This window comes from Arthrobacter sp. 10T416 (assembly GCF_056394165.1).
Genome location: NZ_JBFTHI010000004.1, coordinates 54,366 through 79,187, shown reverse-complemented (window position 1 = coordinate 79,187; position 24,822 = coordinate 54,366). Strand labels below are relative to the sequence as shown.

Genomic DNA, 24,822 nt, shown 5'->3' with positions numbered 1-24,822 from the left:
GGACGACGGCGGGTGGCGGGCCGGCGTCGTCGGTGCCCGCCGCCGGTCAGGCGTCGAGCTTGGTGAGCGGCGCGTAGCGCAGCAGGAGCCGCTTCTCGCCGACGTCGAACTTCACCTTCGCGACGGTCTTATCCCCTGCGCCTTCAACGGCCAGTACCGTGCCGTTGCCGAAGCTGGTGTGATTGACCTTGTCGCCCACACTGACGGCGACGATCTCCTTCTGCGGCTGTACCCGGTTCTTCGCGATCGCGGCGGGGACGTCGGCGTTGAACCCTGCGGAGGCGTCCGCCCCGGTGCCGCGCGCGGTGCCGGCGCCCCAGAAGGACCCGCCGTAGCGGCTGGAGCCGATCGAGCCTCCCCCGCTCCCCCAGCTGCTGGCCTGGCGGGTGGATCCCTCGCGTTTCCACTCCACCAGTTCGGCCGGGATTTCCTCGATGAACTGGCTGGCGGGGTTGTACTGGCTTTGCCCCCACATGCTGCGGACCTCGGACCGGGTCAGGTACAGGCGTCTGCGCGCACGGGTCAGGCCGACGTACGCCAGGCGGCGCTCCTCCGCCAGTTCCTTGGGGTCCGTGGCCGAGCGCTGGTGCGGGAACAGCCCATGCTCCATGCCGGTCAGGAACACCACCGGGAATTCGAGCCCCTTGGCGGTGTGCAGGGTCATCAGCGTAACGACGCCCAGGCGCTTGGCTTCGGCCACCGCGGCGTCGATGTCGGCGCCGGGGGCGTCCGGGATCTGGTCCGCGTCGGCCACCAGGGAGACCTGCTCCAGGAAGGCCCCAAGGGAGCCTTCGGGGTTGTCACGCTCGTATTCGCGGACGACGGCGACCAGTTCGGCCAGGTTTTCCACCCGGGATTCGTCCTGCGGGTCGGTGCTCGAACGCAGCGTGGCGAGGTAGCCGGTTTGTTCCAGGACAGCCTCCAAAGCGGCGGCGGCACCGGAGCCGGCGGCCACTTCGGCGAGGTCGTCGAGGAGCTTGACGAAGCCCAGGACGGCGTTTACGGAGCGGGTGGCCATACCGGGCGCCTCGTCGGCGCGGCGGGCGGCGGCCATAAAGGAGGTCCGGTCGCGCTGCGCGAGCGAGGCGATGGCTCCCTCGGCGCGGTCGCCGATGCCGCGCTTGGGTTCGTTGAGGATACGGCGCAGATTTACGTCGTCGTCCGGGTTGACCAGCACGCGCAGGTACGCCAGGGCGTCCTTGATTTCCTTGCGCTCGTAGAAGCGGGTGCCGCCGACCACCTTGTAGGGCAGGCCGACGCGCACCAGGACGTCCTCGATGGACCGGGACTGGGCGTTGGTGCGGTAGAAGATCGCGACGTCGCCCGGGCGGAGGTTGCCTTCGTCCTGGAGCCGGTCGATTTCCTTCGCGATGAACTGCGCCTCGTCGTGCTCGTTCTCCCCGACGTAGCCGACGATCTTCTCGCCGTCGCCCTCCGCCGTCCAAAGCCGCTTTTCCGGCCGGTTGGGGTTCCGGGAAATCACCGAGTTGGCGGCGCTGAGGATGGTCTGGGTGGAACGGTAGTTCTGTTCGAGCTTGATGGTCCGGGCGTCCGGGTAGTCCTTTTCGAACTCGACGATGTTGCGGATGTCCGCGCCGCGGAAGGCGTAGATGGACTGGTCCGAATCGCCCACGACGGTGAGTTCCGCGGCACCGGGGCCCTCGCCGACGATCTCGCGGACCAGGGCGTACTGGGCGTGGTTGGTGTCCTGGTATTCGTCCACCAGCACATGCCGGAAGCGCCGCCGGTAGGAATCGGCCAGCGCGGGGAAGGCCCGGAACATGTAGACGGTCTCGGCGATCAGGTCATCGAAGTCCATGGCGTTGGCCTGGCGCAGGCGCTGGGTGTAACCCTTGAAGACCTCGGCGACGGCCTGTTCGAACGGGTCGTTGTAGTTGGCGCTGGAGGCGTAGCTGTCCGCGTCGATGAGCTCATTTTTGAGGGCCGAGATCTTGTGCTGAATTGCCTTGGGCGCGAAGCGCTTCGGGTCCAGGTCCAGGTTCTTGGCCACCAGCGTGATCAGGCGGAGCGAATCGGCGGAGTCGTAGATGGAGAAGTTGGAGTTGAGGCCGACGTTGGCCGCCTCGCGCCGCAGGATCCGGACGCAGGAGGAGTGGAACGTGGAGATCCACATGGTCTTGGCCCGGGCCCCGACCAGCAGCTCGATCCGCTCGCGCATCTCGGCAGCGGCCTTGTTGGTGAACGTGATGGCCAGGATCTCGCCGTGGTGCGCGCGCCGGGTGGCGATCAGGTAGGCGATGCGGTTGCTGAGCACCCGGGTCTTGCCGGAGCCAGCACCCGCAACGATCAGCAGGGCGCCGCCCGCGTGCTTGACGGCTTCTTCCTGCTGCGGGTTGAGTCCCTGCAGCAGCTCGTCAGCGTTGGGGAGCTTAGGGCGGTCCCAGTCCTCGCCGTGGGCGGGGTTGTGGCCGGGGCTGGCCTGGGTGCCGTAGCCGGGTGCCGGCCGCAGGTCCGGCAGGCCCGTGCCTGCACCAGGATTCGCGGACGCCTTGGCAGGTGCCGCCGCGTTCGAGGCAGCTCGGAGGGGTCCGTCGGCGTAGGGGTCAAACAACATATCCATGGTGTTAACAAGTCTAGGCGGTGGCACTGACGCCGCGATCCGCCCGCACCCCGCCCCGCCGGACATGCCCATCCCTGGTGCGGACCGTTGGACATATTGTGAATTTGTCCACGCTTAGGGCTGAACAATGGGCATGTCCATCCGCCAGAGACTGCTGGGACGGGCATGTCCATCCGCCGGTGATGAGGACGAGCATGCCCATCCCTCAGCGGCAGGGACGAGCATGTCCATCGGTCCCGGGCTGCAGGAAGAGTATGCCCATCCGTACTGGCCAAGAATGGGCATGCCCCGCCGGCGGCCACACCGTCGGGGACGTTAGGTGACTGAGCCCGACTCCAGGGCCGCCCGGAGCTGCCGGACCGCCGTCGTGCCGCCGGCCACAAACCATTCGAGGCCGTTGACGCGGACGACGTCGGTGGTCCCGCCCGCGGCGACCACAATGGCCTTGCCCGGCAGCCAGTCCCACTCCGGGGAGCTGTGCTGGAACCAGCAGTCCAGCTCCCCGTCGGCTACCCGGCCGAGGTCGCACGAGCCCGAACCGAACATACGCAGTGACGCCGCCGAGGTCGCCGCCGCGTGCCAGGGCATGGCGCACATCGGGTCGGCCAGCCAGGTCGGATGGATATACGTGGCGGCGCCCAGCTCGGCCAGCGGGGACTCGGCACGTCCCCGTCCACCGGCCTCGCGGGACCGGAAACTCGTCAGCGGTTCGCCGTTGAGGGTGGCGGCGTGGGTGGTGCCGCCGAGCCACAGTTTGTCCGCTTCCGGCTGGAAAATGGCCCCGAGCAGGGGGCCGGACGGGTCCTTGAGGGCGATGGCGGAGCACCAGTAGCTGGAGCCGTGCAGGAAATTGTAGGTGCCGTCCACGGGGTCGATCACCCAGGTCCGGCCGCTGCTGCCCTGTACCGAGGCGCCTTCCTCACCGAGGATGCCGTCGTCGGGCCGGCATCGCTGCAGCTGGTCGAGGACATAGGCCTCGGCGGCGTGGTCAGCGGCCGTTACGACGTCGGAAACGGACGTCTTCCGCTGGCCCTCCAGCCCCGCCTGCCGCATCAGGAGCGCCAGGTTGCCGGCCTCCCGTACCAGGGCTTCGGCGAGCTGGTAGTCGTCCAGCTCGGGGTTGAGTTCCGCCGTGCTGTGCCGGCCGAGCCGGTGCCTGACATGGTCGCTGCTGCCTGATTCGCTCACGCGTTCAGCCTATCGGGCGCCCGGAGATCCTGAACAGGCGGACCCGCCGGGCCCGGGGATGCCGGGCCGACGGGCCGCCCGGTTCCGGGGATGGTCGATAATGGAGCCATGGCCAAGACACCCGCGCAGCGGATCAAGAAGCACGGCGCCAACGCGGCCGTTCCCCAGCACCACCTCCCGGCGGTGATCAATCCCAGCACCACCCGGAGCCCGCAAAAGGCCCAGAGCAACGGCAACCTGATCCTGATCGCCGGCGTCGTCGCGAGCCTGTTCCTGTTCTGGTACCTCCACCTGCTGACCCTGAACCAGCTCACCCAGCTCAGCGGCGGGCTGCCGATGCCCGATTCCCAGTTCGGCGGCTTCGACCAGCGCTTCGCGGAGCAGCTGCGGTCCGCGATGGACGGTGACGCGCGCGGGCAGCTCAACTACGTGCACAAGACCGCCGGAACACTGTTCCCGCTGATCTTCGGGTTCACGTGGCTGCTGCTCATCGGCACCAACGTGGCCCGCAAACCGCTGCGCTGGGCGCTGTGGGCGCTTCCGCTGCTGTTCGCCGTGGTCCGGCTGCTGGGCAATACCGCCATCGACGCCATAATGTCCGCCGGTCCGGTCGACGGCGGCCAGGTGGCCCTCGCGTCGGGCCTCACGGTGGCCGGCTGGATCCTGCTTGTCCTGAGCCTGGCCGCGGGCGGCGTGGCCGTGTACCTGGGACGCCGGAAGCGCCCGGCACGTACCGGGGGTCCGGGGTCGGCGCCGGTCTAACGGGACGCGGAGTCGACCGGGTCGGGTCCGCAGCGTCTGGGTCCCGTCCCGATGGACATGCCCATCCTTAACTAGGACCGATGGACATGGCCACCCCTAGCTAGGACCGGAGTGCATATCCCATGTATGTCCATTGCTCAGCACCCGCATTGGACATACCCAGACGTGGGCGAGGTCGGTTCCGCGGCGTCTCGGCCGTCCCGATGGACATGCCCATCCTTGGCTAAGACCAGAGGACATATCCGGAGGGACCCCGGTCGGCCCGGCAGAGTCTCGCCCATCCCGATGGACATGCCCATCCTTAGCTAAGACCAGAGGGCATATTCCATATATGTCCATTACTCAGCACCAGCAATGGACATGTCCAGAAGGCGGTGGCCGCAATGGATCTGCCCATCCGTGGTGGAATCTAGCGAGTGGGGTCAGCCGCGCCCGAAACCCGTGACCCGCAGCAGCCATCTCCAGAACGAGTCGCGGCCCAATTCGTCCCTCAGGAAGTCCCGGGCCTGCTTGGCGCGGTGTGGGGCTCCGGCGCTTTCAAAATGCGCGGCAGCCTCGACCAAAGAGTCCCGGGCGGCCATTTCGTCACCTAATGCGAGATACGAGCGTCCTAGGAGAAAGCACGCGTCAGCGAAAAGTTGGGGCGTAAGGCTCCTTGAAGTAGCACGGATTTCTTCCAGGAGCGCCACAGCAGACTCTGCATCCCCGGCAAGAAAACTCCAGTGGGCGCGATTGCGCTTGAGCAGCAGCAGATCATTTTCACTTCCACCAATAATATCGGTGGCCAACTCTGCGCGCTCAATACAGCGCAACGTGTCAGAGTCGGCAACGTTCGCCGCAAGGCGCATGGCGGCAGAGGCCTTGTTGAATTTGGCCCAAACGTCGAGGTTTTTTGTAGGCGAGAAAGTCGTTGCCGCTAGCTCGTGATAGTGCAAACCCTCCTGGATCCTGTCGCACAGGAAGGCAACGTTCCCGATAACCCAGAAGGCTTTACCAGCAAGCTGATCATCAACATCTTCGGAAATCACATTCGCGAGAACCTTGCTCTCGCTCCAAGCCTCTGACAACTTCCCGCCGTCTGCCAGTGCAGCGATGAGTGCCTGCCTCGCCTTGATGTTGATTTCGACATCCGACTCCCCCGTCGTGAGGTCGGCGGCAGCACGTGCGGAGTCCGCGGCCTGCTCAAGCGAGCCCGCGCCCTGACGGGCCTTGGCCAGCAAAATGTGGGCACGAGCTTGATCGTGGGGGTTCGGTGGGTCTCCTGCATCCTCAATGAGGGACGTTGCCAGGGTCGCGCACTCATCAAAGCTTTGTGCGTCCAAGAGGTTTTCGGCGCGGAGAAAGGTCATGTTCCACCACGACCCAAAGTTTCCGTCCCGCAGTGCTATTTCGGCAGCCCGCTCAGCGCTGCCGGCCGCTTCGGCGAAGGCATGGTGGCTACGGAACTCGTGTGCTTGAAGCTCCGCAGCTGCGTAAAGCGGTGAAACTGAGTGCATGAACCAATTATCGGGGCCTTTGCCGCCGATTAGGTACTCGCCGCGCAAGGTTCTACGACCGGAATGTCGTTGCGAAGCCGGAAAATAACACCGACCCCGGCAGATGTGATGAATCGTTATCTGACGGTGTGTCGATTGACCCTATACTAATCCTGCATCACACGAGTCACATCAGCCTCTCACGCAACAGGAGCATTACATGAAGAAGACCCTCGCAACACTCCTCGTCGCCGGCGCCCTCGCAGCAGCAGGCCTCTCGGCCTCGGCTGCTGTCTCGGCTACGGGCGGCAATTCCGGTCAGACTGTCGTGGCAGTGGACTACTGGCCGAACTCCACCCCCAAGAACTAACGGAGTCACCAACCGCAAAGGGCGGGAATCGGAATTACTTCCGGCTCCCGCCCTTTGTCGTGGCGACGGCGGTGTCGGCTATGTCGGCGGGCAAGCCGCCGTCGTTAGCCACGCCGCAGATGAGCGGCTACTGCGAAACTGTCCGGCCTTCGATGACGAGCGCTTCGATGGCCTCGGCGGGCGCCGGGCGGCCGAAGTAGTAGCCCTGGCCGCTGCCGCAACCCAGCCGCACCAGTTCCTCGGCCTGTTCGGCGGTCTCGATCCCCTCCGCCACTGCCTTGAGGCCACAGGCGTGGATCAAATGCAGGACAGCCTCAACGAAGCCGCCCTGCTCCTCGTCAGATCCCAGCCCGTCAATCAGGCTCTTGTCGATCTTGACCACATTCACGGGCAGCCGGCGCAGGTAGCTGATGGAGGAGTATCCGGTGCCAAAGTCGTCGATTTCGAGCTGGACACCCAGCTGGCGGAGCCCGCTCAGGGAGTACTTGTCGACGTCGCCGCCGGTCACCGCCATGGATTCGGTCAGCTCGATGATGAGGTTTGCGGCGTCGACGCCGGTTTCGCTGAGGATGTCCCGGACGTGCTCGATGAGTTCCAGGTTCTGCAGTTCCGTGGTGGAGATGTTGACCCGCACGGAGAATTCGCTGTCCAGCGGCAGCCGGTCCTGCCAGTCGCGGAGCTGCCGTACCGCGTTGCGCAGCACCCAGTGGCCCAGCTCCACGATCATCCCGGTCTCCTCGGCAAGGGGGATGAACTGGTCCGGCATCAGCAGCCCGCGCTCGGGGTGGTTCCAGCGGACCAGGGCCTCAACGCCCTCAATCCGGCCCGTGGGGAGCTCGACGACCGGCTGGAAGTGCAGGGTGAGCTGGTCATGCAGGATCGCCTCCCGCATTTCCGTCACCATAAGGCTCTGCAGCCGGCGGGCGTACAGGAGGGCCGGTTCGAAGACCTTGATAGCGCTGTGCGGCTGGGCCTTGGCCGCGTACATGGCCGTGTCGGCTTCCATCACGAGCTCGTCGGCCGACTGCCCCGGTTCGGCCACGCGCACACCAATACTGGTGCCACAAGTGATACGGAGGTCGCCGATGTCCAGGCTTTCGCTGAGCGCCTTCAGGATCCGGTTCGCGACCCGCCGGGCACGGACAAGGTTCGACTTGGGCAGCATCACGGCAAATTCGTCGCCGCCTAGCCGGGCCACGGTATCCGTGACCCTGACGGCCTCCTGCAGCCGGCGGGCGATGACGCGCAGAACGTCGTCCCCCGCACTGTGGCCGAGGGTGTMGTTAATTCCCTTGAACGAGTCGAGGTCGAGGATCAGCAGCGCCGGCGGCATCTCGCCGCGCAGCGTTTCGGCGAGCGCGTGGCTGAGCACGGAATTCAGTGCGGTCCGGTTCGCCAGCTGGGTGAGCGGATCGGTGAGCGCCATCCGTTCGAGCTCCACCTGGGCCTCGCGCAGCATGGCGGTGCGGCTTTCGACCCGTTCCTCCAGCTCCTGGTAAATGGTCTGCAGGTCATCGGCCATCAGGTTGATGCCCGCAATGACGGCGGCGACGTCGTCGCGCGCGCCCGAATGCGGGATCCTGGTGCTTAGGTCGCCGCTCGCGATCCGGACAATGCCTTCCACCAACGTGTGGAGCCGGGGGTCTGGTACATCACTTTTCACTCGTATACGGCCTTAACCACTCGAGGGCTTCTGACCGCGAAAGGAAGAACTCGGCCGGGATTGTTTCGGTTCGTGACCGCAGCAGGTAGTGGGCGATCACGCGGTCCACGGGGCTCTCCCCCACGAGAGCGAAGGCGGACGGGGCGATGGACCCCGCGTACACTTCGCGGGCTTCCGCGCTGACGCTACCGACGCCGGAGATCACCAGCAGGACGGGAACGCGCTGGCCGGCGGCGAGCGCACGCACGGTGGCACCGGCCACTTCAGCTTCGGGGCCCTCGATCCGCCGGTTCGGCGGCAGCGCGATTTCAATGACGCCGCCGGGGAGTTCACGCACGGAGATGATCGGTCCGGCGGGAGAGGAGTCCACGGACGTCGCAGGCATATCCACGTGGACTTGGCGGTCCGGTGCCGCCGGGGCTTCGACCGTCATGAGAGGTGGTTCCGTCGGCTTGAGGCGCGGAAGGGGGTGCGCTGGGGGTCGCCGAAGGCAGTCGCTGCCAGAGACGGCGCAACTAGCTGACTAGACATCTGCCCCCATAGATCACAAAGCCGGCAATCCAGCGTGCAGGCAACGCGTACCCTGCGCGAAGCGCCGGAGCGTTCCGGCGAATGCCCCCATGATAATGCAAGCCGCAGACAATATGAGACATAAGACACCCGGGCGACACGGAGCCGCGGCCGCTTACCGGGCGAAGTATTCGCGAACGCTCGATAACGAGCTAGAGCCGCTGTACCCCAGGTCGCCGGGGCCGGCGTGGACGGCGTCGTCGGGCGAGAAGATACTTGCTCCGAACGTGCCGCCCTCCACATCTTTGATGCTGTCCAGCAGGGCCGGCATTGCCTGGTCCAGCGTCCGGGTGAGCGTCGCCTTATCAGCGCTGGCGCCCACGAGCTTCACGGTGATGAACTTGCCCGACGTGTTGACGTTGGCGTCCGCCTGGACGGCGGTCACACCCGGGACGGACATCCCGGCTTTCTGGAGGGCGGACTCCAGCTGGTCGGCTTTCGAGGGCCCACCGAGTCCGCATGCTGACAGAAATGCTGCGAGTAGGCCCACGGTTAGCGCTCCTGCGAGAATCCGGATTTGGTTTTTCATGGTCGACTTCCACTATGGGCCGGCACCGGCCGGTCCGCGTTACTGCTTGCGCGAAATACTCGAGACGGTAGAACTGGCCTGACCGGGGTCCGAGGTCAGGAACTTCTGGGTTGACTCCTTTTGAGCGTAGTCGGCAATCGGGCCGTGGTCCTCGAGGTTGCCCGTGGACTTCACGTACTCGCCGCCGTCGTGATAACCGATCCCGGCAGCCCCGGGATCAACAGCAGGGTTGGGCAGCGTCACCTTGACCACGCTGTTGTCCTGGCTTGCGGAGACCGACCCGTCCGGTCCCAGCGTGAAGTCTCCAAGGTCGAGCTTGGGGACCGGGTCTCCTTGGTGCTGCAGCGCAAGGACATCAATCCGGGACGGGATCGGGGTCGAATCGATGGGCGACCCGAACGTGACAAGGTTGGTCACGTTGAACCGGTTGGTAAAGGAAGGGTCCGAGGCCAGGGTCGCGGCAATCATGCCGCCCTGCGAGTGCCCGGACAGCATAACGGGCGAGCCGGCCGGGATACCCGCCTTCTCCATGGCTAGGCGGACCGCCTCGGCCGCCGTGGACATGTTGCCGCCGGCGAGCTGCAGGTTTCCGGTGAGGTCCGTGGCGTTCGCGGCACCGTCCGGATACCAGCGTGTGGTTCCCGGGATGCTGATGACGTACGCATCCGGCTCTCCGGGTTTGTGGACCGACGTGATGCGCACCGCGGCGTCCGGGGTCCCCGGCTTGCCCTCGTCGGCATAGGCGGCGTTGGTGGTGGCCAGGATGGCGCTTATGGTTGCGGGCACCGGGGTATTGGGCCTCCCGTCCTTGTCCACTTCGGCGGGGTCACCCACCGGTACCGGGACAGGGTCACCGGCAACCGGGCGTCCGTCATCAAGCAGGTGCGGGTTGTACGTGCCCAGGCTCAGGGCGGTTGCAGCCAGCGACAGGGCACCGGCCCGGAGCAGCACCCCGTTGGACACCACCTCGGTGAGCGACGGCGGTTCCCCGGTGGTGAGCCACCGCCAACCCATATCGCCGGTGTGGCCGACCTGCTCCACCAGGTTGGCCTGTGCATCCATGAAGTTCCGGACCGGGATGGGCGCCCCGTCCTGGAGCCAGTTCCAGGTGAATTCCGTCGCGGTACCCACCGTGCTGATGAATTTGCCGGTCTGGCTCCAGAGGTCCCCCGCTTCCCCGGGAAGGTCACTGCCCAACCGGTCCAGCCCCAGCCGCTGCCACAGGGACTCTCCCCCGGGCCTGCGCGCAATCCCGGCTTCCACCCCCGCGGCCCCGCCGCCGTGTTCGCTGGCGTAGACCTGCTCTTCGACGTCGCGCTTGACCGTGTTCGACGCGGCCTTCAGGGCGTTGCCGGCACCGATCAGCCGTTGCCTGTGCCCTTTCCAGTCTTCCCGGAACCGGGCACCGTCGCGGCCCTCCCACACCGCGCCAGTGATGGCCGGGGTCAGCTCGGCGCTCATCGCCAGCAGGCGCTCGCCGGCCCGTGACAGTTCTTCGCTGAGCCGGCGCCCGGACTCAACATCCATCCCATACATGCTCATGGTCAGGCCACCTTGCCCGCAGCACCGGCAAGGAACTCCCGGGCCCCAAGCAGCCGCCAGGACAGTTCCCGGGCGATATCCCCGGGGGCCGCGTCCACCAGCACCAGGGACCCGCCGCCGTCGCCGCTGGTACGGACTGAGTAGAGGTTGTCCGCCAGGGACCAGACATCCGAGGCAAGGTAGGCGGCCGCCTGCCCGGGCGGCGCTGCCACCACGTCCAGGTACACGGTGCAGCGCGGTGCCAGGACGGCGGCGGTGATGTCCGGGTCCACCCCGGCGTTGCCGGGGTCCTGCAGCTCGCGGGCGCCGACGACGTCGCGGCCGCCCTCCCGACTTGGGGTGCTGCCCGCGCTTGGGGTGCCGGCCAGGAGTTCGGCATGGTCGGGAAGGATCCGTCGCACGGCGGCCCAGGCGTGCTGTTCCTCGAATAGGGCAACCTCCACGACGTCGTGTACCCCGGGGACATCCGTCCCGGCGGCTGTGGTGCGGACCCGCCGCCGGTAGGAGACGGCTATGCCGCGGCCGCCCGCCAGTGCAAGGTCTGTGTGCGCCGACTCGTCGGCGGTCCGGGCCACGGCGCTGACGCGGATGGGGGCGGTGGCGGAGATCGCGACGGCCAGCAGCCACTGAGCGCGGATGGCGCCGTCCGGGCCGACGAAGCCCGCCCCGCGGAGTTCAGCGTCGAGGCGGCTCGTGTCCGCAGGATCCAGGAGGCGCATTGCGACGGCGCCCGGCGACTGCTGGTAGGCGTCGAAATCCACCTCCGGTTCTGCAGCCAGCACCTGCATGGCCCGGTCGACGGCGGCCGCCCACGCCAGGCCGCTGATCTCGAAGATGTTCAGCGCCGGGTCTCCGGTACGTTGCACCACAATTCCCCCCAATAGCTCAGATTCCTTGGTTCAGCCTACGGGCGGGGCGGGATCCGCGGTATGGGGAGCTCTCCCCTGTGCCCGCTGCCGCCTCCTTGTCACGACGTCCTGCCGGACACGCTGCGCAACAACCAGCCCCAGTGCCGCCATGCCGATCGTGATGGGGTAACCCATCAGCCGTTCCAGGGTCCCGGGCTCCGGCACGTGCATGCCCGTCACCCCGCCGGCCACCAGCGCGGCCAGCGAAACGGCTCCGCAGGCAAGGATGAACCAGCCCAGCGGCGTCTGCCTCCGCCACATCCAGCCGACCAGGAGCAGCGCCAGGCCGCCGGCGGCGAAATACATCAGCGCACCCGCCTGGTGCCAGCCGGAACCGGCGTCTTCCGGCACCAGCCCCACGATGACCGTGCCGGCCCCCGCGGTGAGGCTCAGCGCCCGGGCAGCAAAGGCCGCATACGACGTCGGCCGCCCACCGGCCACCGCCTGCCGGCCCTGCACCCGGGCGACACCCCGGAGCACCGCGGCGCTCCCAATCACGGCGGAGCTGAGCAGCAGCGCCCCGACCATCATGCCGATCCCCTGCACCACGAACGAGGCATTCATCAGCAGGTGCGCCGGCGAACAAACGTCGCGGCCGTCGAATCCGCCACAGCCCAGCGCGCCGAGGTCGCTGATGTAACCCGTGCGGCGGCTGTACGGCGACCGCCCGGCCCACGCCCCGATCACCGCCGCCTCGGCGACGAAGTACTGCAGCACGCTGAGCTTGGCGAGCGCACCAACATAGAACCGCGTGACGGCCGCGTCCGGTAGGTAAAGAAGCTCGGGAGACCCGTTGCGGGCGGAGACTGACATGCCAAGAGCGTAGTACGGGCCCTCACCTTGTATGCTGGTAACCGTGTCCGGACGGGCCGGCGAACAGCCACCCACCCCGCACGCCCGCCCTCGTAGCTCAGTGGATAGAGCACGGCTCTCCTAAAGCCGGTGTCGTTGGTTCGATTCCAATCGAGGGCACTTGAACTCCCAGTTGCCGTTCGACCTGCGCGCCTACCTGCTCGGCGGCTGGACTGCGGAACGCACCATGGTGGACCGGGCCACAGACAGCCACGGAACCTTTACCGGCGTCGTCCGCTTCACAGCAACCGACGACGGCGGCCTGCGCTTCCGCGAAGAAGGCACCGTGCAGTGGAACCCGGCAGGCGCCCACCCCTTTACCGGACCCGCCAGCCGAGAGTACCTGCTCCGGCCCTCGGCCACCCCGGAGACGATGGACATGTTCTTCCCCGACGGCCGGCCCTTCCACCGCATGGGTTTCGGCGGAGCGGATAACCAGGACCGGCATTGGTGCGATCCGGACACCTACCGGGTCCGGTACACCAGGACCGGGACCGACGGGTTCAGCTACCGGTGGGAAGTCACTGGGCCGGCCAAAGACCTTGTGCTGGAGACCGTGCTGCGCCGGGTGCCGGCCGCCGGCAAGCCCGCGGCCGGCGCACCCTCGGCAACAACCAGGCTTGGGAGCCAACAATGAACCCCCGCATTGTCGTATCGGCCGTCTGCGTCTTTGACGACGCCGGGCGCCTCCTCACCGTCCGCAAACGCGGCACCGACAAGTTCATGCACCCGGGCGGCAAACCCGAAGCCGGCGAATCCGCGGCACAGGCGGCCGCCCGGGAACTCGAGGAGGAAGTGGGCATCGTCGTTGCCGCGGAGGACCTCGAACCCTTCGGGAGCTGGCTGGCCGAGGCCGCCAACGAGGCCGCCACGCAGATCGAGGCCACGGTGTTCACCGCGCCGACGTTGATGAACCCCGCAGGCGGCTGGACGGCCCGGCCCTCAGCCGAGATTGCGGAGATCCGCTGGCTGGAGCTCGACGGCGTCCTGCCCGATGACCTCGCACCGCTGCTGACCGACCACGTGCTGCCGGCCCTCGCGGCGGAGCCGGCCCGCCGGCCTGCAAGCAACCGCGGCTAGAGCTCCGGCAGCGCTTCCGCGGCCACCGCGGTGGCCTCGGCGAACTGGGTCCGGTACAGCTCCGCGTAGCGGCCCTCGGCGGCGAGCAGCTCGGTGTGTGTTCCGCGCTCGACAATGACGCCGTCCTCGACCACCAGGATCGCGTCGGCGGCGCGGACGGTCGAGAGCCGGTGCGCGATCACGACGGCGGTGCGGCCTTCCAGCGCCGCGCCGAGCGCGGCCTGCACCGCGGCCTCGTTGGTGGAGTCCAGCGCGGCCGTGGCCTCGTCCAGGATGACGACCCGGGGCTGCGCAATGAGCAGGCGCGCGATGGTCAGCCGCTGGCGCTCACCGCCGGAGAGGCGGTAGCCGCGCTCCCCCACGATAGTGTCCAGGCCGTCCGGCAGCGACCGGATCATGTCCTCGAGCCGCGCCTGGCGCAGTACATCCCACATCAGCTCCTCGCTCGCCTCCGGCCGGGCCAGCCGCAGGTTCGAGGCGATGCTTTCGTGGAAGAGGTGGCCGTCCTGGGTCACCATGCCCAGGGTCTGCCGCATCGAATCGAAGGTCAGGTCCCGGACGTCCACCCCGGCTCCGTCGCCCATTCCGCCGAAGCGGACCGCGCCGGAATCGACGTCGTACAGCCGCGAGAGCAGCTGGGCGATGGTGGACTTCCCGGCCCCGGAGGACCCTACGAGCGCCACCGTCTGGCCGGGCTCCACCCGGAAACTGATGCCGTGCAGCACCTCTTCGCCGCCACGGGTGTCCAGCGTGGAGACATCCTCGAGGGAGGCCAGCGAGACCTTGTCGGCCGAGGGGTAGGCGAACCGGACGTTGTCGAACTCCACGGACAGCGGTCCGCGCGGGGACTCCACGGCGTCCGGCTTCTGCTGGATCAGCGGCTTGAGGTCGAGGATTTCAAAGACGCGTTCAAAGCTGACCAGGGCACTCATAATCTCCACGCGGGCGCTGGAGAGCGCCGTCAGCGGGGCGTAGAGGCGGGTCAGTAGCAGCGCCAGCACGACGACGTCGCCCGCGGCCAGCTGCCCGCCCAGGGCCAGCCAGCCGCCCAGGCCGTACACCAACGCCAAGGCAAGGGCCGAGACCAGGGTTAGGGCTGTGACGAAGGTGAACTGCAGCATGGCGGTCCGGACGCCGATGTCCCGCACCCGTCCGGCCCGAAGGGCGAACTCGCGGGACTCCTCGTCCGGCCGGCCGAACAGCTTGACCAGGGTGGCGCCCGGGGCGGAGAACCGCTCCGTCATCTGGGTGCCCATGGTGGCGTTGTGCTCGGCGGCCTCGCGGCGCAGTTCAGCCAGCCGGGAGCCCATCCGGCGGGCCGGAATAAGGAAGATCGGCAGCAGAATCATGGCCAGCACGGTCACCAGCCAAGACTTGTTCAGCATGACCACCAGGGTCAGGGCCAAGGCCACCACGTTACTGACCACGCCGGAAAGCGTCCCGGCGAACGCGGACTGCGCCCCGATCACGTCGTTGTTCAACCGGCTGACCAGGGCCCCGGTACGGGTGCGGGTGAAGAAGGCGATGGGCATCTTCTGCACGTGGTCGAAGACTTTGGTGCGCAGGTCCAGAATGACGCCCTCGCCGATCGTGGAGGACAGCCAGCGCGTCACGAGCCCCAGCCCGGCCTCGGCCACGGCCACGATCGCAATCAGGATGGCGAGCCAGATCACCGTGCCCGCCGCAGCCTTCGCGATGATCGCGTCCACCACCTGGCCGGCGAGCACCGGCGTCGCGACGGCCAGGACGGCCATCACGATCGAGAGGAGCACAAAGGCGATCAGCCGGCTGCGGTGCGGCTTTGCGAAGCCGAAGACGCGCTTGACGAGGGCCTTGGAAAACGGCTTGGAGCCGTCAGAGGCGCGGGTGATGTTGTAGAGGGAGCTCCAGGCCACCCGGTCCATACTCATGTGTTGGTGCCTTTCGGGGCGCTCGCGCCCTGCAGTTCGGTAACGACGCCGTCCACCACGTTCCAGCGGACGTCCAGGCGCACGTTTTCCAGCAGCCGGCGGTCGTGGGTGACCAGGAGCAGGGCCCCGTCGTAGCTGTCCAGGGCCTCCTCAAGCTGTTCGATCGCCGGGAGGTCCAGGTGGTTGGTCGGCTCGTCGAGGACCAGCAGGTTCACTCCGCGGGCCTGCAGCAGCGCCAGGGCGGCCCGCGTGCGCTCGCCGGGTGAGAGCGAGTCGACGGTCCGCGAGGTGTGGTCCGCCTTGAGTCCGAATTTGGCCAGCAGGGTCCGCACCTCCGCCGGGGACAGCTCGGTCAGTACGGCCTCGACGGCGTCGGCGAGTTTCAGGTGGCCCGCCAGCAGGCCGCGGGCCTGGTCGATCTCCCCGACCGCCACGGACGCTCCCATCGAAGCGTTCCCGGCGTCGGGCTGCTGCACACCGAGCAGGAGCCGCAGCAGGGTGGACTTGCCCGCGCCGTTCGGTCCGGTGATCCCGATCCGTTCGCCGGCGTTGAGCTGGAGGTTCACCGGTCCGAGGGTGAAGTCGCCTTGGTGCAAGATGGCGTCGCGCAGGGTGGCCACAACGGCGCTGGAGCGCGGTGCAGCGCCGATGCTGAACTGCAGCTGCCATTCCTTGCGCGGTTCCTCGACTTCCTCGAGCCGCGCAATGCGGGATTCCATCTGCCGGACCTTCTGGCCCTGCTTCTCCGAGGACTCGGTATTCGCGGCGCGGCGGATCTTGTCGTTGTCCGGGCTCTTCTTCATGGCGTTGCGGACGCCCTGGGAGCTCCATTCGCGCTGGGTCCGGGCGCGGGAGACGAGGTCGGCCTTGGTGGCGGCGAACTCGTCGTAGCGTTCGCGGGCGTGCCGGCGGGCGACGGCACGCTCCTCCAGGTACGCCTCGTAGCCGCCGTCGTATACGGCGACGGCGTTCTGGGCGAGGTCCAGTTCCACGATGGAGGTCACGCAGCGGGCCAGGAACTCCCGGTCGTGCGAGACCAGCACCACACCCCCGCGCAGTCCCTGGACGAAGGCTTCCAGCTTGGCCAGCCCGTTGAGGTCAAGGTCGTTGGTGGGTTCGTCGAGCAGCACAATGTCGAAGCGGCTCAGCAACAGGGCTGCGAGCGCCACCCGGGCGGCCTGGCCGCCGGAGAGGCCGGTCATCGCGGCGTCGGGTCCCACCTCGAGGCCCAGGTCCGCCAGCACCGGGGGAATCCGCTCTTCAAGGTCCGCGGCACCGGACGCCATCCAGCGGTCGAACGCCACCGAGTAGGCGTCCTCGGAACCGGGCGCACCGGTGCCCAGGGCCTCGGCCGTGGATTCCATCTCCGCGGTGGCCTGGCCGCACCCGGTCCGCCGGGCGATGTAGCCGCCAACGGTTTCGCCGTCGATCCGTTCGTGTTCCTGCGGGAGCCAGCCAACAAAGGCGTCCGCCGGGGCGAGGCTCACCGCACCGTCCTGGGGCTGATCGACGCCGGCCAGCAGGCGCAGCAGGGTGGACTTGCCGGCGCCGTTGGCACCCACGACGCCGACGACGTCGCCGGGCGCAACTGTAAGGGAGAGTTTCGAGAAGAGGGTGCGGTGGTCGTGACCACCGGAAAGGTCCTTGGCAACAAGGGTTGCAGTCATTGATCCATTCTCTCACCGGGGGCCGCCGCGGGCGGCCAGAAGGCACCTGCCCAGAGCGAAATCCGGGGGGTAAAACCAGCACCCGTGCCACCGGGCATAGAAGAACCCGCTGGTCCGGACTTGGGGGGTGTACGGACCAGCGGGTTCGAGCATCTAGCATAGTTGAATCGGCGGCGCCGGTAAAATCGAGCTGGGCCACAGACTCCCCGCTGGTCAAAAAACCGGCGGGCTTGGCCCATGATCAGCCAAGGAAGCCCACGAATGATTGCTGCTATCCAGTGGACCACCTTGCTGGCGTGCGTCCTCGCGGCACTGCTCCGGGCCCCGGCAGCCCTTCGCGGTGAGAACCGCTCACTGTTCGGCATCTTCGTGCTTTGCGGCTTCGCCATGCTGCTGAGCATCGGCGCCACCTACACGGTCATTGATGAGTGGCTCGGTTCGACCAACTACGCCAACCTGCTGCTGCGCTTCGTGATCTACGGGACGGTCCTGCTGGCCGGTTACAAGATCGCGCGGGGCTTCGGCCATCAGGGCAGTGTCCGGCTGCTCCTCGGCCCGGTGGGCCTAACGGTGTTGGCGGCCGTTGCCCTCGCCACCGTGGTTCCGTTCTTACTTGCCAACACGGCCGGGACATCGCCGGGGCTGGCCACCCTTGCCGACCAAAGCCCGCGCAACCAGGAGCTGATCGGGCTCTACACCGCGGCCGGGCGGCTCTACCCTGCTTTTGTGGCCGGGTGCATTGTGCCGGCCACGGTGGTGATCCTGCGATCCCGGCTCCCCCGGCTGGTCCGCGGCGGCGCGGCCGTGCTGACGGCCGGAGCCGCGGCCATGATCCTGCTGGTCCCCGGTGACCTGCTGCCCCGGCCCCTGGCCTTCATCCAGTACTACCTCAGTTCCGCTGCGGTCCTGGGGCTGGTTCTCGGCCTCGCCCTGATCTGGCTGGGCAAGGTGAGGGCGCGGCGTGCTGCCCGGAACACGGCGGCCGGCCCCGGGGTGCGCCATCAGGAAAACATCGGGGCAGAAGAATTATGATGTTGGGAAGGTGGGAGCACCGCCCTCCCCCGGCGGCAGCCTGTCCGGCATTACGTCCTCCAACGCCCACATCTCAGCGACCCCGCAGGAAGGCATAGATGCCAGTCCCCGCCAAGGCGTTCCAACTCTGGCTCCATCGCGCTGCCCCGACCACCAGCACCGCCGAGATCTCCAGAATCTCCGGGGTCAAGCGCACCACCCTGGCGCAGCAATTGGTGCGCGGGAAAGTGGCCGAAACCACCGTGGTCAGCATCAGCCGCGCCCTGGGGATGAATCCCGCGGAGGCGCTAGCGACCTTCGAGAACTATGCGGAGCTGAAACAGCTGGGCCAGCGGCCCACCGGGCCGGAACTGGTCAGCCAGGTCGCCACGATGGATCTGCTGCGGGCTGTTATCGCCCGCACCGCCTCGGAGTCGGGACAGCAGGCCGGGGACCGGCACCCCCTGAGCCCCGCACCGCACGCCACCTCGGTACGGAACTGGGTGGACGCGATCGACGACGGCGAACTCCGCCACCGGGTCTCCGCCGCTACCGGCATCGCACCCCAAAACTATTCGGCCCAGCTCACGGCCAACCGGCTGTCCCCGGAGCTGGCGGTCGCCACCTCGCGCGCCGCAGGCGTGGGATTCACCGGCGGCCTGGTCGCGACCGGGCTGATCACCGAGGCCGAGGCCGGCTGGCCGGCCGACGCCCGGCAATCCGCCCTGGATGCCCTCACCGACGGCGAACTGGTCGCTCTCGCCGGGGAACGGCTCCAGACGCTCGGCAAAGCACTGCGCCGCCAGGAACTGGAGCAGGCCCAGACCGAAAAGATCTGGGAGAACCTCGGATGATCCAGGTAATGCAGTGGTCGGCGCTGGCCCTTTGTGGAGCCGTGGCAGTGGCGCGCATCCCCGATGCCCTCCGAGGGCACAACCGTTCCATCTTCGGGGTCTTTTTCCTTTCAGCGTTGGCCATCCTCCTCAGCATCGATGCGCCATACCTTGCCATCGATTCCTGGCTGGGCAGCGCAAACTACGCCAACCTCCTCCTGCGCTTCCTGGTCTACGGCGCGGTGGCGCTGGCGGGCTACCGCACCGCCAAAGCCTTCGGCGATGCGGATGCTGCCCGCCGGGTCGCGGGACCTGCGGGACTGGCAATCCTTGCCGCCATCGCCGTGGCCACCGCCGTGTCGTTCCTGCTGGCGGACACCCAGGGATCGGCCACGGGCCTGACGGGCCTGCCCCTGCGGAGCGCCGCCAACGCCATCCTGATCAATCTGTATGCCACGGCCGGAAGGGTCTACCCGGCGTTCGTGGCAGCCTGCCTGCTGCCGGCGACAATTCGAGCGGCCCGCGGACGGTTCCCCGCGGCCGTCCGGGCCGGGGCTGTGTTGCTCTCGTTGGGATTTGCGGGCCTGATCGTTGCCGCGGTGTACGCGTTCGTTCCGTCCGACCCGGCCAGGCTCCAGGCGGTCTTCAACTTTACGGCGGTGCTGTGCCTCAGCCTTGGGCTGGCAGTCATTTGGATCGCCGGCCTGGTGGCCCGACGACGGCGGCGCGGGAGCGCGGCGGGCCCGGTCCCCAGCCCGCAGAAGTGGTCCGCGACGGCACGGCGGTAAGTTCGATATGGAGGGGTGAAGGAGTTCGGCGGCCCGCGGCGGCAGCCGAGGCTGGAAGGAGGTGGACATGCTTGAGTGGGGCACGCTGATGATATGCGGCGTCGTGACGTTGTTGCGGTTGCCCGATGCCCTGCACAAGCGGAACCGGACCGTGTTCGGCATCATGTTCCTCGCCACCCTGTGCAGCTTCCTGAGCGTCCCCGGCCCCTACACCGCCATCGACGGGGCGCTGGGCGGCCGGAACCTGACCAACCTGATCCTGCGGTTCATCGTCTTCGGCATGGTGTTCCTGGTGGGGCTGAGGCTCGCCAAGGGACTGGGCGCCGCCCGTGCGCGGCGGCTTATTACCGGGCCTGTGGGCCGCTGGACGCTGGCGGTGGCCTGCCTGGCGGTGGCGGTGACGTTCCTGCTGATGGACACGCGCGGCTCCTCGGTGGGACTGCAGAACCTGACGGACAACGGCCGGAACGCCGTCCTGGCCCCGATCTATGCCGCAGCCGGCCGCAGCTACCCGGCGCTCGTTTCCCTGGTCCTCCTGCCCCCGCTGCTCGCAACCGTGAGGTCGGCCCTGCCCCGGCTGGTGCGGGCAGGGGCTGCCCTCACCTTCGTTGGAGCCGCCGCCGCCATTGCCAGCATCCCGGCGTCCTTTGCCCCGGGCTCCTGGGATGCGGTCCGGCTCACGGTCAACTATGCGGCAGTGTTGGGGTACGTTTTGGGCCTGCTGGTCTTCTGGTTTTCCGGGCAAGTGTCGCGTCCGCCACATAACGCTCCCGCAACGTTCCGTAAAAAGTAGCCCGAGGCGTTCACAAAATCATTAGAGCGTGAGAGAATCATAAATGTGTGAAAGCGCCAGCCGGCTCCGTGAATGGGGATTCAGTCTTACTGAGCCTGGCAAAACGTCCAAGCGCCATTGGGGGGATGAGTGGTAGCGGTCCGGAAGGACCGCTCCCACTCAGCCTGGTTAACGGGCCTTTCGTCCCCTTTTTAGTCCGGCCGCGGCAGCCTCAGCCCGCCGTCCCTAGCGCCGGAACCTCAAGGTCACCAGCTGGAAGGGCCGCAGCACCAGCTCCGCGGCGCCGTCCCGGACGGTCACTCCCGGCGCGTTGTCCGGCCGTTCCAGCAGATCCACCGCGTGCACCCCCAGAGCCTCGAAGTTGGCTCTCACCGTACCGGCGGACCGTTCCCCGAGCGACTCGTAGAGCCGGACCACCACGTCACCGGAGGCGTCCTCTGCCAGCTTGACCGCCTCGATTACCAGAGCCGGGTTGGACACACTGACCAGCGGTTCCACGGCCCGGGCTCCCCTGACCACGCGCGGGGCCAGGTTGGTGCGGTATCCCTCCTCGACGGCGTCGGCAATTCCGGCGCCGGGACGAACGGTAACGGTCAGTTCGTGCGGTCCGCGGTCGGCATTAGGATCCGGGAACTTCGGCGCCCGCAGCAGGGAGACCCGCACCGTGGTGGTGGTGCCGCCGTCGTCCGGCCGGACGGCACGGGTGACGTCGTGCCCGTAGCTGGCCGCGTTGGAAACTGCCACCCCGTAGCCGGGTTCGCCCACATGGATCCACCGGTGGGCGCAGATTTCGAACTTGGCCGCTTCCCACGACGTATTGACGTGGGTGGGCCGGTAGACATGGCCGAACTGTGTTTCCGACGCCGAACGGTCGGCCCGGACGTCGAACCCAAAGCCGAGTTTGAGCAGCTTCTCCCGCTCCTGCCAGTCCACGGCAGTGGAGATCTCGAGCGAGGCCGCGCCGGGCGCCAGCCGCAGCCGCTGGGTTATCGGCGACGTGCCGGCCAGCCGCTCCACAACGACGACGGCGGCCCCGCCGTCGTGCTCGCACCGCACGGCGAGCGCCGCGGTCAGGGGCGTGACGTTGCGCCGGTAGAACGCATCAATGTCCCATGCGTCCCATTCGTTGGGGGTGTCCCGGTGCAGTTCGAGGAGATTGCCGAACTGGCCGGGGGCGATCGCTTCCCGCCCGCTGGCGTGGTCCCGGAGTGAGACCAGGAGGCCGTCGGCAGTCACCTCGGCGCGGATGATCCCGTTGTCCAGCACGTGGCCGCCACCGGCAGCGGGCGTCGACTGCACGGCGGCCTCCGTGAGGACGGGTGCTGCGGCGGCGAGCGCCGGCACCCCGTCGCGGGCGTGCGGGGCGGCGTTCAGCAGGAACTCCTGCTCGCCCTCCCCCACCAGCGCACCGGCGGCGTCGGCGATGATCTCCTCCAGCTGGCGGGCGACGGCTGCGTAGTTCCGCTCGGCGTCCTGGTGCACCCAGGCAATCGAACTGCCCGGCAGGATGTCGTGGAACTGCTGCAGCAGCACCAGCCGCCAGAGCCGCTTGAGTTCGGCCGCCGGATACGGTGCGCCGCACCTGACCGCGGCGGTGGCGCTCCACAGTTCGGCCTCGCGGAGCAGATGCTCACTGCGCCGGTTCCCGCGCTTGGTGTTCGCCTGGCTGGTGTACGTGCCGCGGTGCAGTTCGAGGTACATCTCGCCCACCCAGACGGGCAGCGCCTCGTATTCCGCCTCGGCGCCGGCGAAGAACTCCGCGGCCGAGCCGAGCCGGACCCGGGGGGAGCCCTCCAGGTCCGAGGCACGCCGGGCCGCGGCCAGCATCTCCCGTGTGGGGCCGCCACCGCCGTCGCCGTAGCCGAACGGAAGCAGGGACATGGTGCCGCGGCCGTGGTCCCGGAAGTTCCGTTCGGCGTGGGCGAGGTCGCGGGCGCTGACGTCGGAGTTGTAGGAGTCCACCGGCGGGAAGTGGGTGAAGAGCCTGGTGCCGTCGATGCCCTCCCAGTGGAACGTGTGGTGCGGCATGCGGTTGACCTGGTTCCAGGAGATCTTCTGGGTCAGGAACCAGCGGCTGCCGGCGGCCTTGACGATTTGCGGCAGTGCGCCGGAGTAGCCAAAGCTGTCCGGGAGCCACGCCTCCTGGCAGTCGACCCCGAACTCCGCCTGGAAGAAGCTCTTGCCTTCCAGGAACTGCCGCGCCATGGCTTCACCGCCGGGCATGTTCGTGTCCGATTCGACCCACATACCGCCGACGGGCACGAACTGCCCCGCTTTCACCTTCTCCCGGATCCGCCCGAAGAGCTCGGGGTAGTACTCCTTGATCCAGGACAGCTGCTGGGCCGAGGAGCAGGAGAACACGAAGGACGGATCCTCATCCATCAGCGCCACAACGTTGGAGAACGTGCGGGCGCATTTCCGGATGGTTTCCCGGACCGGCCAGAGCCAGGCCGAGTCGATGTGGGCGTGCCCGGTGGCGACCAGCTGGTGCGACGAGGCGTAGGCCGGCCGGTCCAGGACCTCCGCCAGCGCGGCCCGGCCGGCGGCGGCCGTGCCCGGCACGTCGTCGGGGTCCATGATGTCCAGCATCCGCTCGAACGCCCGCAGGATCTCGGGCCGGCGCGGCAGGTCCATCGGCAGTTCGTGCATCAGCCCGCTGAGCGCAACGATTTCCTGCTGCAGGTCCCAGACAGTCTGGTTGATTTCGGCGATCACGATCGGGCCGAGCCGGTAGTGGGGTTCGGAGCCGGCGGTCGCTTTGTCCCCGTAGGGGGTGGCGGCGAACGTCCAGCCCTGTGAGAGGTCCGGGTTGGCTGCCGCCTCGACATAGAAATCCACCGCCAGGCCGGTGCCGAGGAGCTTCAGGGGAATGTACTGGTTGCGCGGCGAGACGGCCTTGATCACTGTTCCGTCCGGCCGCCAGGCGGTGCCTTCGCACTGGAATCCGGGCGCGTCGGTGCTGAAGCCGAGGTTCACCAGGATTTCCACGGCCGTGTCCGCGCCGCCGCCCCAGCCCTCGGGTACCTCACCCTGGAGGCGCAGCCATTTGGTACTCCAGGGACGCCCCCACGGCGCCCCCTGCGGCTGCGGCACGAAGTCCTGCTGCAGCGCCTCCTGAACCGGGACCGGTTCGTCGGGCACGTCCCAACTGCTCAGGGTGAGCGGGAGGCTGCGCGGATAAACCGCGGGGATGATGCGTTCGCGCAGAAAGCGGTCCAGCCGGACTTCCGTGAGACGGCGGTCGTCGTGCAATGTGATCCTCTTAGCGCTGGTGCGGGCAGTTCGACGTCGTGCTCGACCTTGCGTCCAGTCGATGGATAAAATCTACGGCGCCGGGCGCGGTTAAGCCAACGACGCCCGGGTGCCACCGGTTCGCCGACGGGGTTCTGCGGCGGGCGCTGCGGCGGGCCAGGTGGTGGCTCAGGCGATGGCAGCCGGGACGCCCACGCGCTCGTGCCCCGCGTAGACATTGAGGGTGGTGCCCCGGCTGAACCCGGCCAGTGTCATCCCGCCCGCCTCGGCGAGTTCCACGGCCAGGCTCGAGGGCGCACTGACGGCGGCGAGGATCGGGATCCCGGCCAGCGATGCTTTCTGGACCAGCTCAAACGACGCCCGGCCGGACACCTGGAGGACAGTCCCGCGGAGCGGCAGCAGCCCCTCGCGCAGCGCCCAGCCCACCACCTTGTCCACGGCATTGTGCCGCCCCACGTCCTCGCGCAGGCACAGCAGCTCGGCGGACCCGTCGTCGGAGATCCGGAACAGTCCGGCGGCGTGGACTCCGCCCGTAACGTCGAAAACGGCCTGGGCTTCGCGGAGCCGGTCCGGCAGCGACGCGAGGGTCTCCACGGGAATGGTCAGCGGATCCCCGGCCGGGCTGAAGTGGGATGACTTGCGGACGGCGTCGATCGAGTCGGTGCCGCAGATCCCGCAGGAGCTGGAGGTGAAGAAATTCCGGCCCGTGTCCGGCCGGACGACGTCGGCGCGCAGCTGGGCTTCGACGACGTTGAAGGTCTGGACGCCGTCCTCGTCCTCGCCGGCGCAGAAGCGCAGCGAGACGAGTTGCTCCGGTTCCCAAATGACACCCTCGGAGACCAGGAAGCCGGCCACCAGGTCGAAGTCACTGCCGGGGGTCCGCATGGTCACGGAGTAGGACAGGTGGCCCAGCCGGATCTCCAGTGGTTCTTCGACCGCCAGCACGTCCTCGCGGTGCCGGACCGGGAATTCCAGGGCCTGCGGGGAGCCGTCCAGCACGAATTTGTGCACCTTGCGGCGTTGTGTCAGGCGGCCCATTGGATACTCC

General features: G+C 67.9%; 21 protein-coding genes and 1 tRNA gene. 9 read left to right on the top strand and 13 right to left on the bottom strand.

All coding sequences use genetic code 11. The features are described 5' to 3' along the window. Positions 1-46: 46 nt before the first annotated feature. On the bottom strand, positions 47-2,581 hold the full coding sequence (gene pcrA, locus AC1DBE_RS06780) for a DNA helicase PcrA (protein WP_476970021.1): 2,535 nt from the start codon (positions 2,579-2,581) through the stop codon (positions 47-49). A gap of 315 nt (positions 2,582-2,896) precedes the next feature. Continuing rightward, positions 2,897-3,769, bottom strand: coding sequence for an inositol monophosphatase family protein (locus AC1DBE_RS06775; protein WP_476970020.1), 873 nt, complete (start codon positions 3,767-3,769; stop codon positions 2,897-2,899). Between the two features lie 108 nt (positions 3,770-3,877). On the opposite strand from AC1DBE_RS06775, the gene AC1DBE_RS06770 reads away from it, so the two are divergent. Then, on the top strand, positions 3,878-4,531 hold the full coding sequence (locus AC1DBE_RS06770; protein ID WP_476970019.1) for a hypothetical protein: 654 nt from the start codon (positions 3,878-3,880) through the stop codon (positions 4,529-4,531). A gap of 422 nt (positions 4,532-4,953) precedes the next feature. Here the strand turns inward: AC1DBE_RS06770 and AC1DBE_RS06765 are convergent, their stop codons facing one another. Then, a complete protein-coding gene (locus AC1DBE_RS06765) occupies positions 4,954-6,027 on the bottom strand; it encodes a hypothetical protein (protein WP_476970018.1) in 1,074 nt (357 codons plus the stop codon). 199 nt (positions 6,028-6,226) lie between these two features. Here AC1DBE_RS06765 and AC1DBE_RS06760 point away from each other — a divergent pair, with 199 nt between their 5' ends. Next, positions 6,227-6,376, top strand: coding sequence for a hypothetical protein (locus AC1DBE_RS06760; RefSeq protein ID WP_476879587.1), 150 nt, complete (start codon positions 6,227-6,229; stop codon positions 6,374-6,376). A 127-nt stretch (positions 6,377-6,503) separates the two neighbouring features. Here the strand turns inward: AC1DBE_RS06760 and AC1DBE_RS06755 are convergent, their stop codons facing one another. The 6 genes from AC1DBE_RS06755 to AC1DBE_RS06730 form a co-directional block, all read right to left on the bottom strand. Further along, complete coding sequence (locus AC1DBE_RS06755) at positions 6,504-8,039, bottom strand: putative bifunctional diguanylate cyclase/phosphodiesterase (RefSeq protein ID WP_476970017.1); 1,536 nt, start codon at positions 8,037-8,039, stop codon at positions 6,504-6,506. After that, positions 8,029-8,472 carry a DUF7793 family protein gene (locus tag AC1DBE_RS06750; RefSeq protein WP_476970016.1) on the bottom strand — a complete coding sequence of 148 codons (444 nt, stop codon included), beginning with the start codon at positions 8,470-8,472 and terminating at the stop codon, positions 8,029-8,031. Before AC1DBE_RS06750 ends, AC1DBE_RS06755 begins: the two co-directional genes overlap by 11 nt. A gap of 252 nt (positions 8,473-8,724) precedes the next feature. Then, on the bottom strand, positions 8,725-9,138 hold the full coding sequence (locus tag AC1DBE_RS06745) for a hypothetical protein (protein ID WP_476970015.1): 414 nt from the start codon (positions 9,136-9,138) through the stop codon (positions 8,725-8,727). A gap of 39 nt (positions 9,139-9,177) precedes the next feature. Then, the gene (locus AC1DBE_RS06740; RefSeq protein ID WP_476970014.1) at positions 9,178-10,680 is read right to left on the bottom strand and encodes a PGAP1-like alpha/beta domain-containing protein; all 1,503 of its coding nucleotides are present in this window, start codon (positions 10,678-10,680) and stop codon (positions 9,178-9,180) included. Positions 10,681-10,682: 2 nt separating this feature from the next. Beyond that, positions 10,683-11,549: a hypothetical protein gene (locus AC1DBE_RS06735; RefSeq protein WP_476970013.1), complete on the bottom strand. Its 867-nt coding sequence runs from the start codon at positions 11,547-11,549 to the stop codon at positions 10,683-10,685. Positions 11,550-11,579: 30 nt separating this feature from the next. Continuing rightward, positions 11,580-12,401 (bottom strand): DUF998 domain-containing protein, encoded by an 822-nt coding sequence (locus AC1DBE_RS06730; protein ID WP_476970012.1) that lies wholly within the window; start codon positions 12,399-12,401, stop codon positions 11,580-11,582. Between the two features lie 86 nt (positions 12,402-12,487). Between AC1DBE_RS06730 and AC1DBE_RS06725 the strand changes: the two genes are divergently transcribed. The 3 genes from AC1DBE_RS06725 to AC1DBE_RS06715 all read left to right on the top strand — a co-directional run bounded on the left by AC1DBE_RS06725 (position 12,488) and on the right by AC1DBE_RS06715 (position 13,520). Continuing rightward, a tRNA-Arg gene (locus tag AC1DBE_RS06725) sits at positions 12,488-12,560 on the top strand. 1 nt (position 12,561) lies between these two features. Further along, positions 12,562-13,077, top strand: a complete 516-nt coding sequence (locus tag AC1DBE_RS06720) for a DUF6314 family protein (RefSeq protein ID WP_476880192.1) — start codon at positions 12,562-12,564, stop codon at positions 13,075-13,077. Beyond that, the gene (locus tag AC1DBE_RS06715; protein ID WP_476970011.1) at positions 13,074-13,520 is read left to right on the top strand and encodes an NUDIX hydrolase; all 447 of its coding nucleotides are present in this window, start codon (positions 13,074-13,076) and stop codon (positions 13,518-13,520) included. Before AC1DBE_RS06720 ends, AC1DBE_RS06715 begins: the two co-directional genes overlap by 4 nt. On the opposite strand, the gene AC1DBE_RS06710 is transcribed toward AC1DBE_RS06715, so the two are convergent. Together AC1DBE_RS06710 and AC1DBE_RS06705 are read right to left on the bottom strand one after the other, a co-directional pair. Then, complete coding sequence (locus tag AC1DBE_RS06710; RefSeq protein ID WP_476970010.1) at positions 13,517-15,430, bottom strand: ABC transporter ATP-binding protein; 1,914 nt, start codon at positions 15,428-15,430, stop codon at positions 13,517-13,519. The genes AC1DBE_RS06715 and AC1DBE_RS06710 overlap by 4 nt on opposite strands. Next, complete coding sequence (locus AC1DBE_RS06705; RefSeq protein ID WP_476970009.1) at positions 15,427-17,097, bottom strand: ABC-F family ATP-binding cassette domain-containing protein; 1,671 nt, start codon at positions 17,095-17,097, stop codon at positions 15,427-15,429. Before AC1DBE_RS06705 ends, AC1DBE_RS06710 begins: the two co-directional genes overlap by 4 nt. A 261-nt stretch (positions 17,098-17,358) precedes the next feature. On the opposite strand from AC1DBE_RS06705, the gene AC1DBE_RS06700 reads away from it, so the two are divergent. The 4 genes from AC1DBE_RS06700 (at position 17,359) to AC1DBE_RS06685 (ending at position 20,522) form a co-directional block, all read left to right on the top strand. Next, positions 17,359-18,129, top strand: a complete 771-nt coding sequence (locus AC1DBE_RS06700) for a hypothetical protein (protein WP_476970008.1) — start codon at positions 17,359-17,361, stop codon at positions 18,127-18,129. 98 nt (positions 18,130-18,227) lie between these two features. Further along, positions 18,228-18,962, top strand: a complete 735-nt coding sequence (locus tag AC1DBE_RS06695) for a hypothetical protein (protein ID WP_476970007.1) — start codon at positions 18,228-18,230, stop codon at positions 18,960-18,962. Further along, positions 18,959-19,729: a hypothetical protein gene (locus tag AC1DBE_RS06690; protein ID WP_476970006.1), complete on the top strand. Its 771-nt coding sequence runs from the start codon at positions 18,959-18,961 to the stop codon at positions 19,727-19,729. The genes AC1DBE_RS06695 and AC1DBE_RS06690 overlap by 4 nt, the downstream gene beginning before the upstream one ends. A gap of 67 nt (positions 19,730-19,796) precedes the next feature. Beyond that, complete coding sequence (locus AC1DBE_RS06685) at positions 19,797-20,522, top strand: hypothetical protein (protein WP_476970005.1); 726 nt, start codon at positions 19,797-19,799, stop codon at positions 20,520-20,522. 225 nt (positions 20,523-20,747) lie between these two features. Here AC1DBE_RS06685 and AC1DBE_RS06680 read toward each other — a convergent pair whose 3' ends face one another. Further along, entirely contained in the window at positions 20,748-23,774 is a 3,027-nt protein-coding gene (locus AC1DBE_RS06680; protein ID WP_476970004.1) for an alpha-mannosidase, read from the bottom strand. A gap of 168 nt (positions 23,775-23,942) precedes the next feature. Next, positions 23,943-24,812: a formate dehydrogenase accessory sulfurtransferase FdhD gene (gene fdhD / locus AC1DBE_RS06675; protein ID WP_476970003.1), complete on the bottom strand. Its 870-nt coding sequence runs from the start codon at positions 24,810-24,812 to the stop codon at positions 23,943-23,945. Between the last annotated feature and the right edge of the window lie 10 nt (positions 24,813-24,822).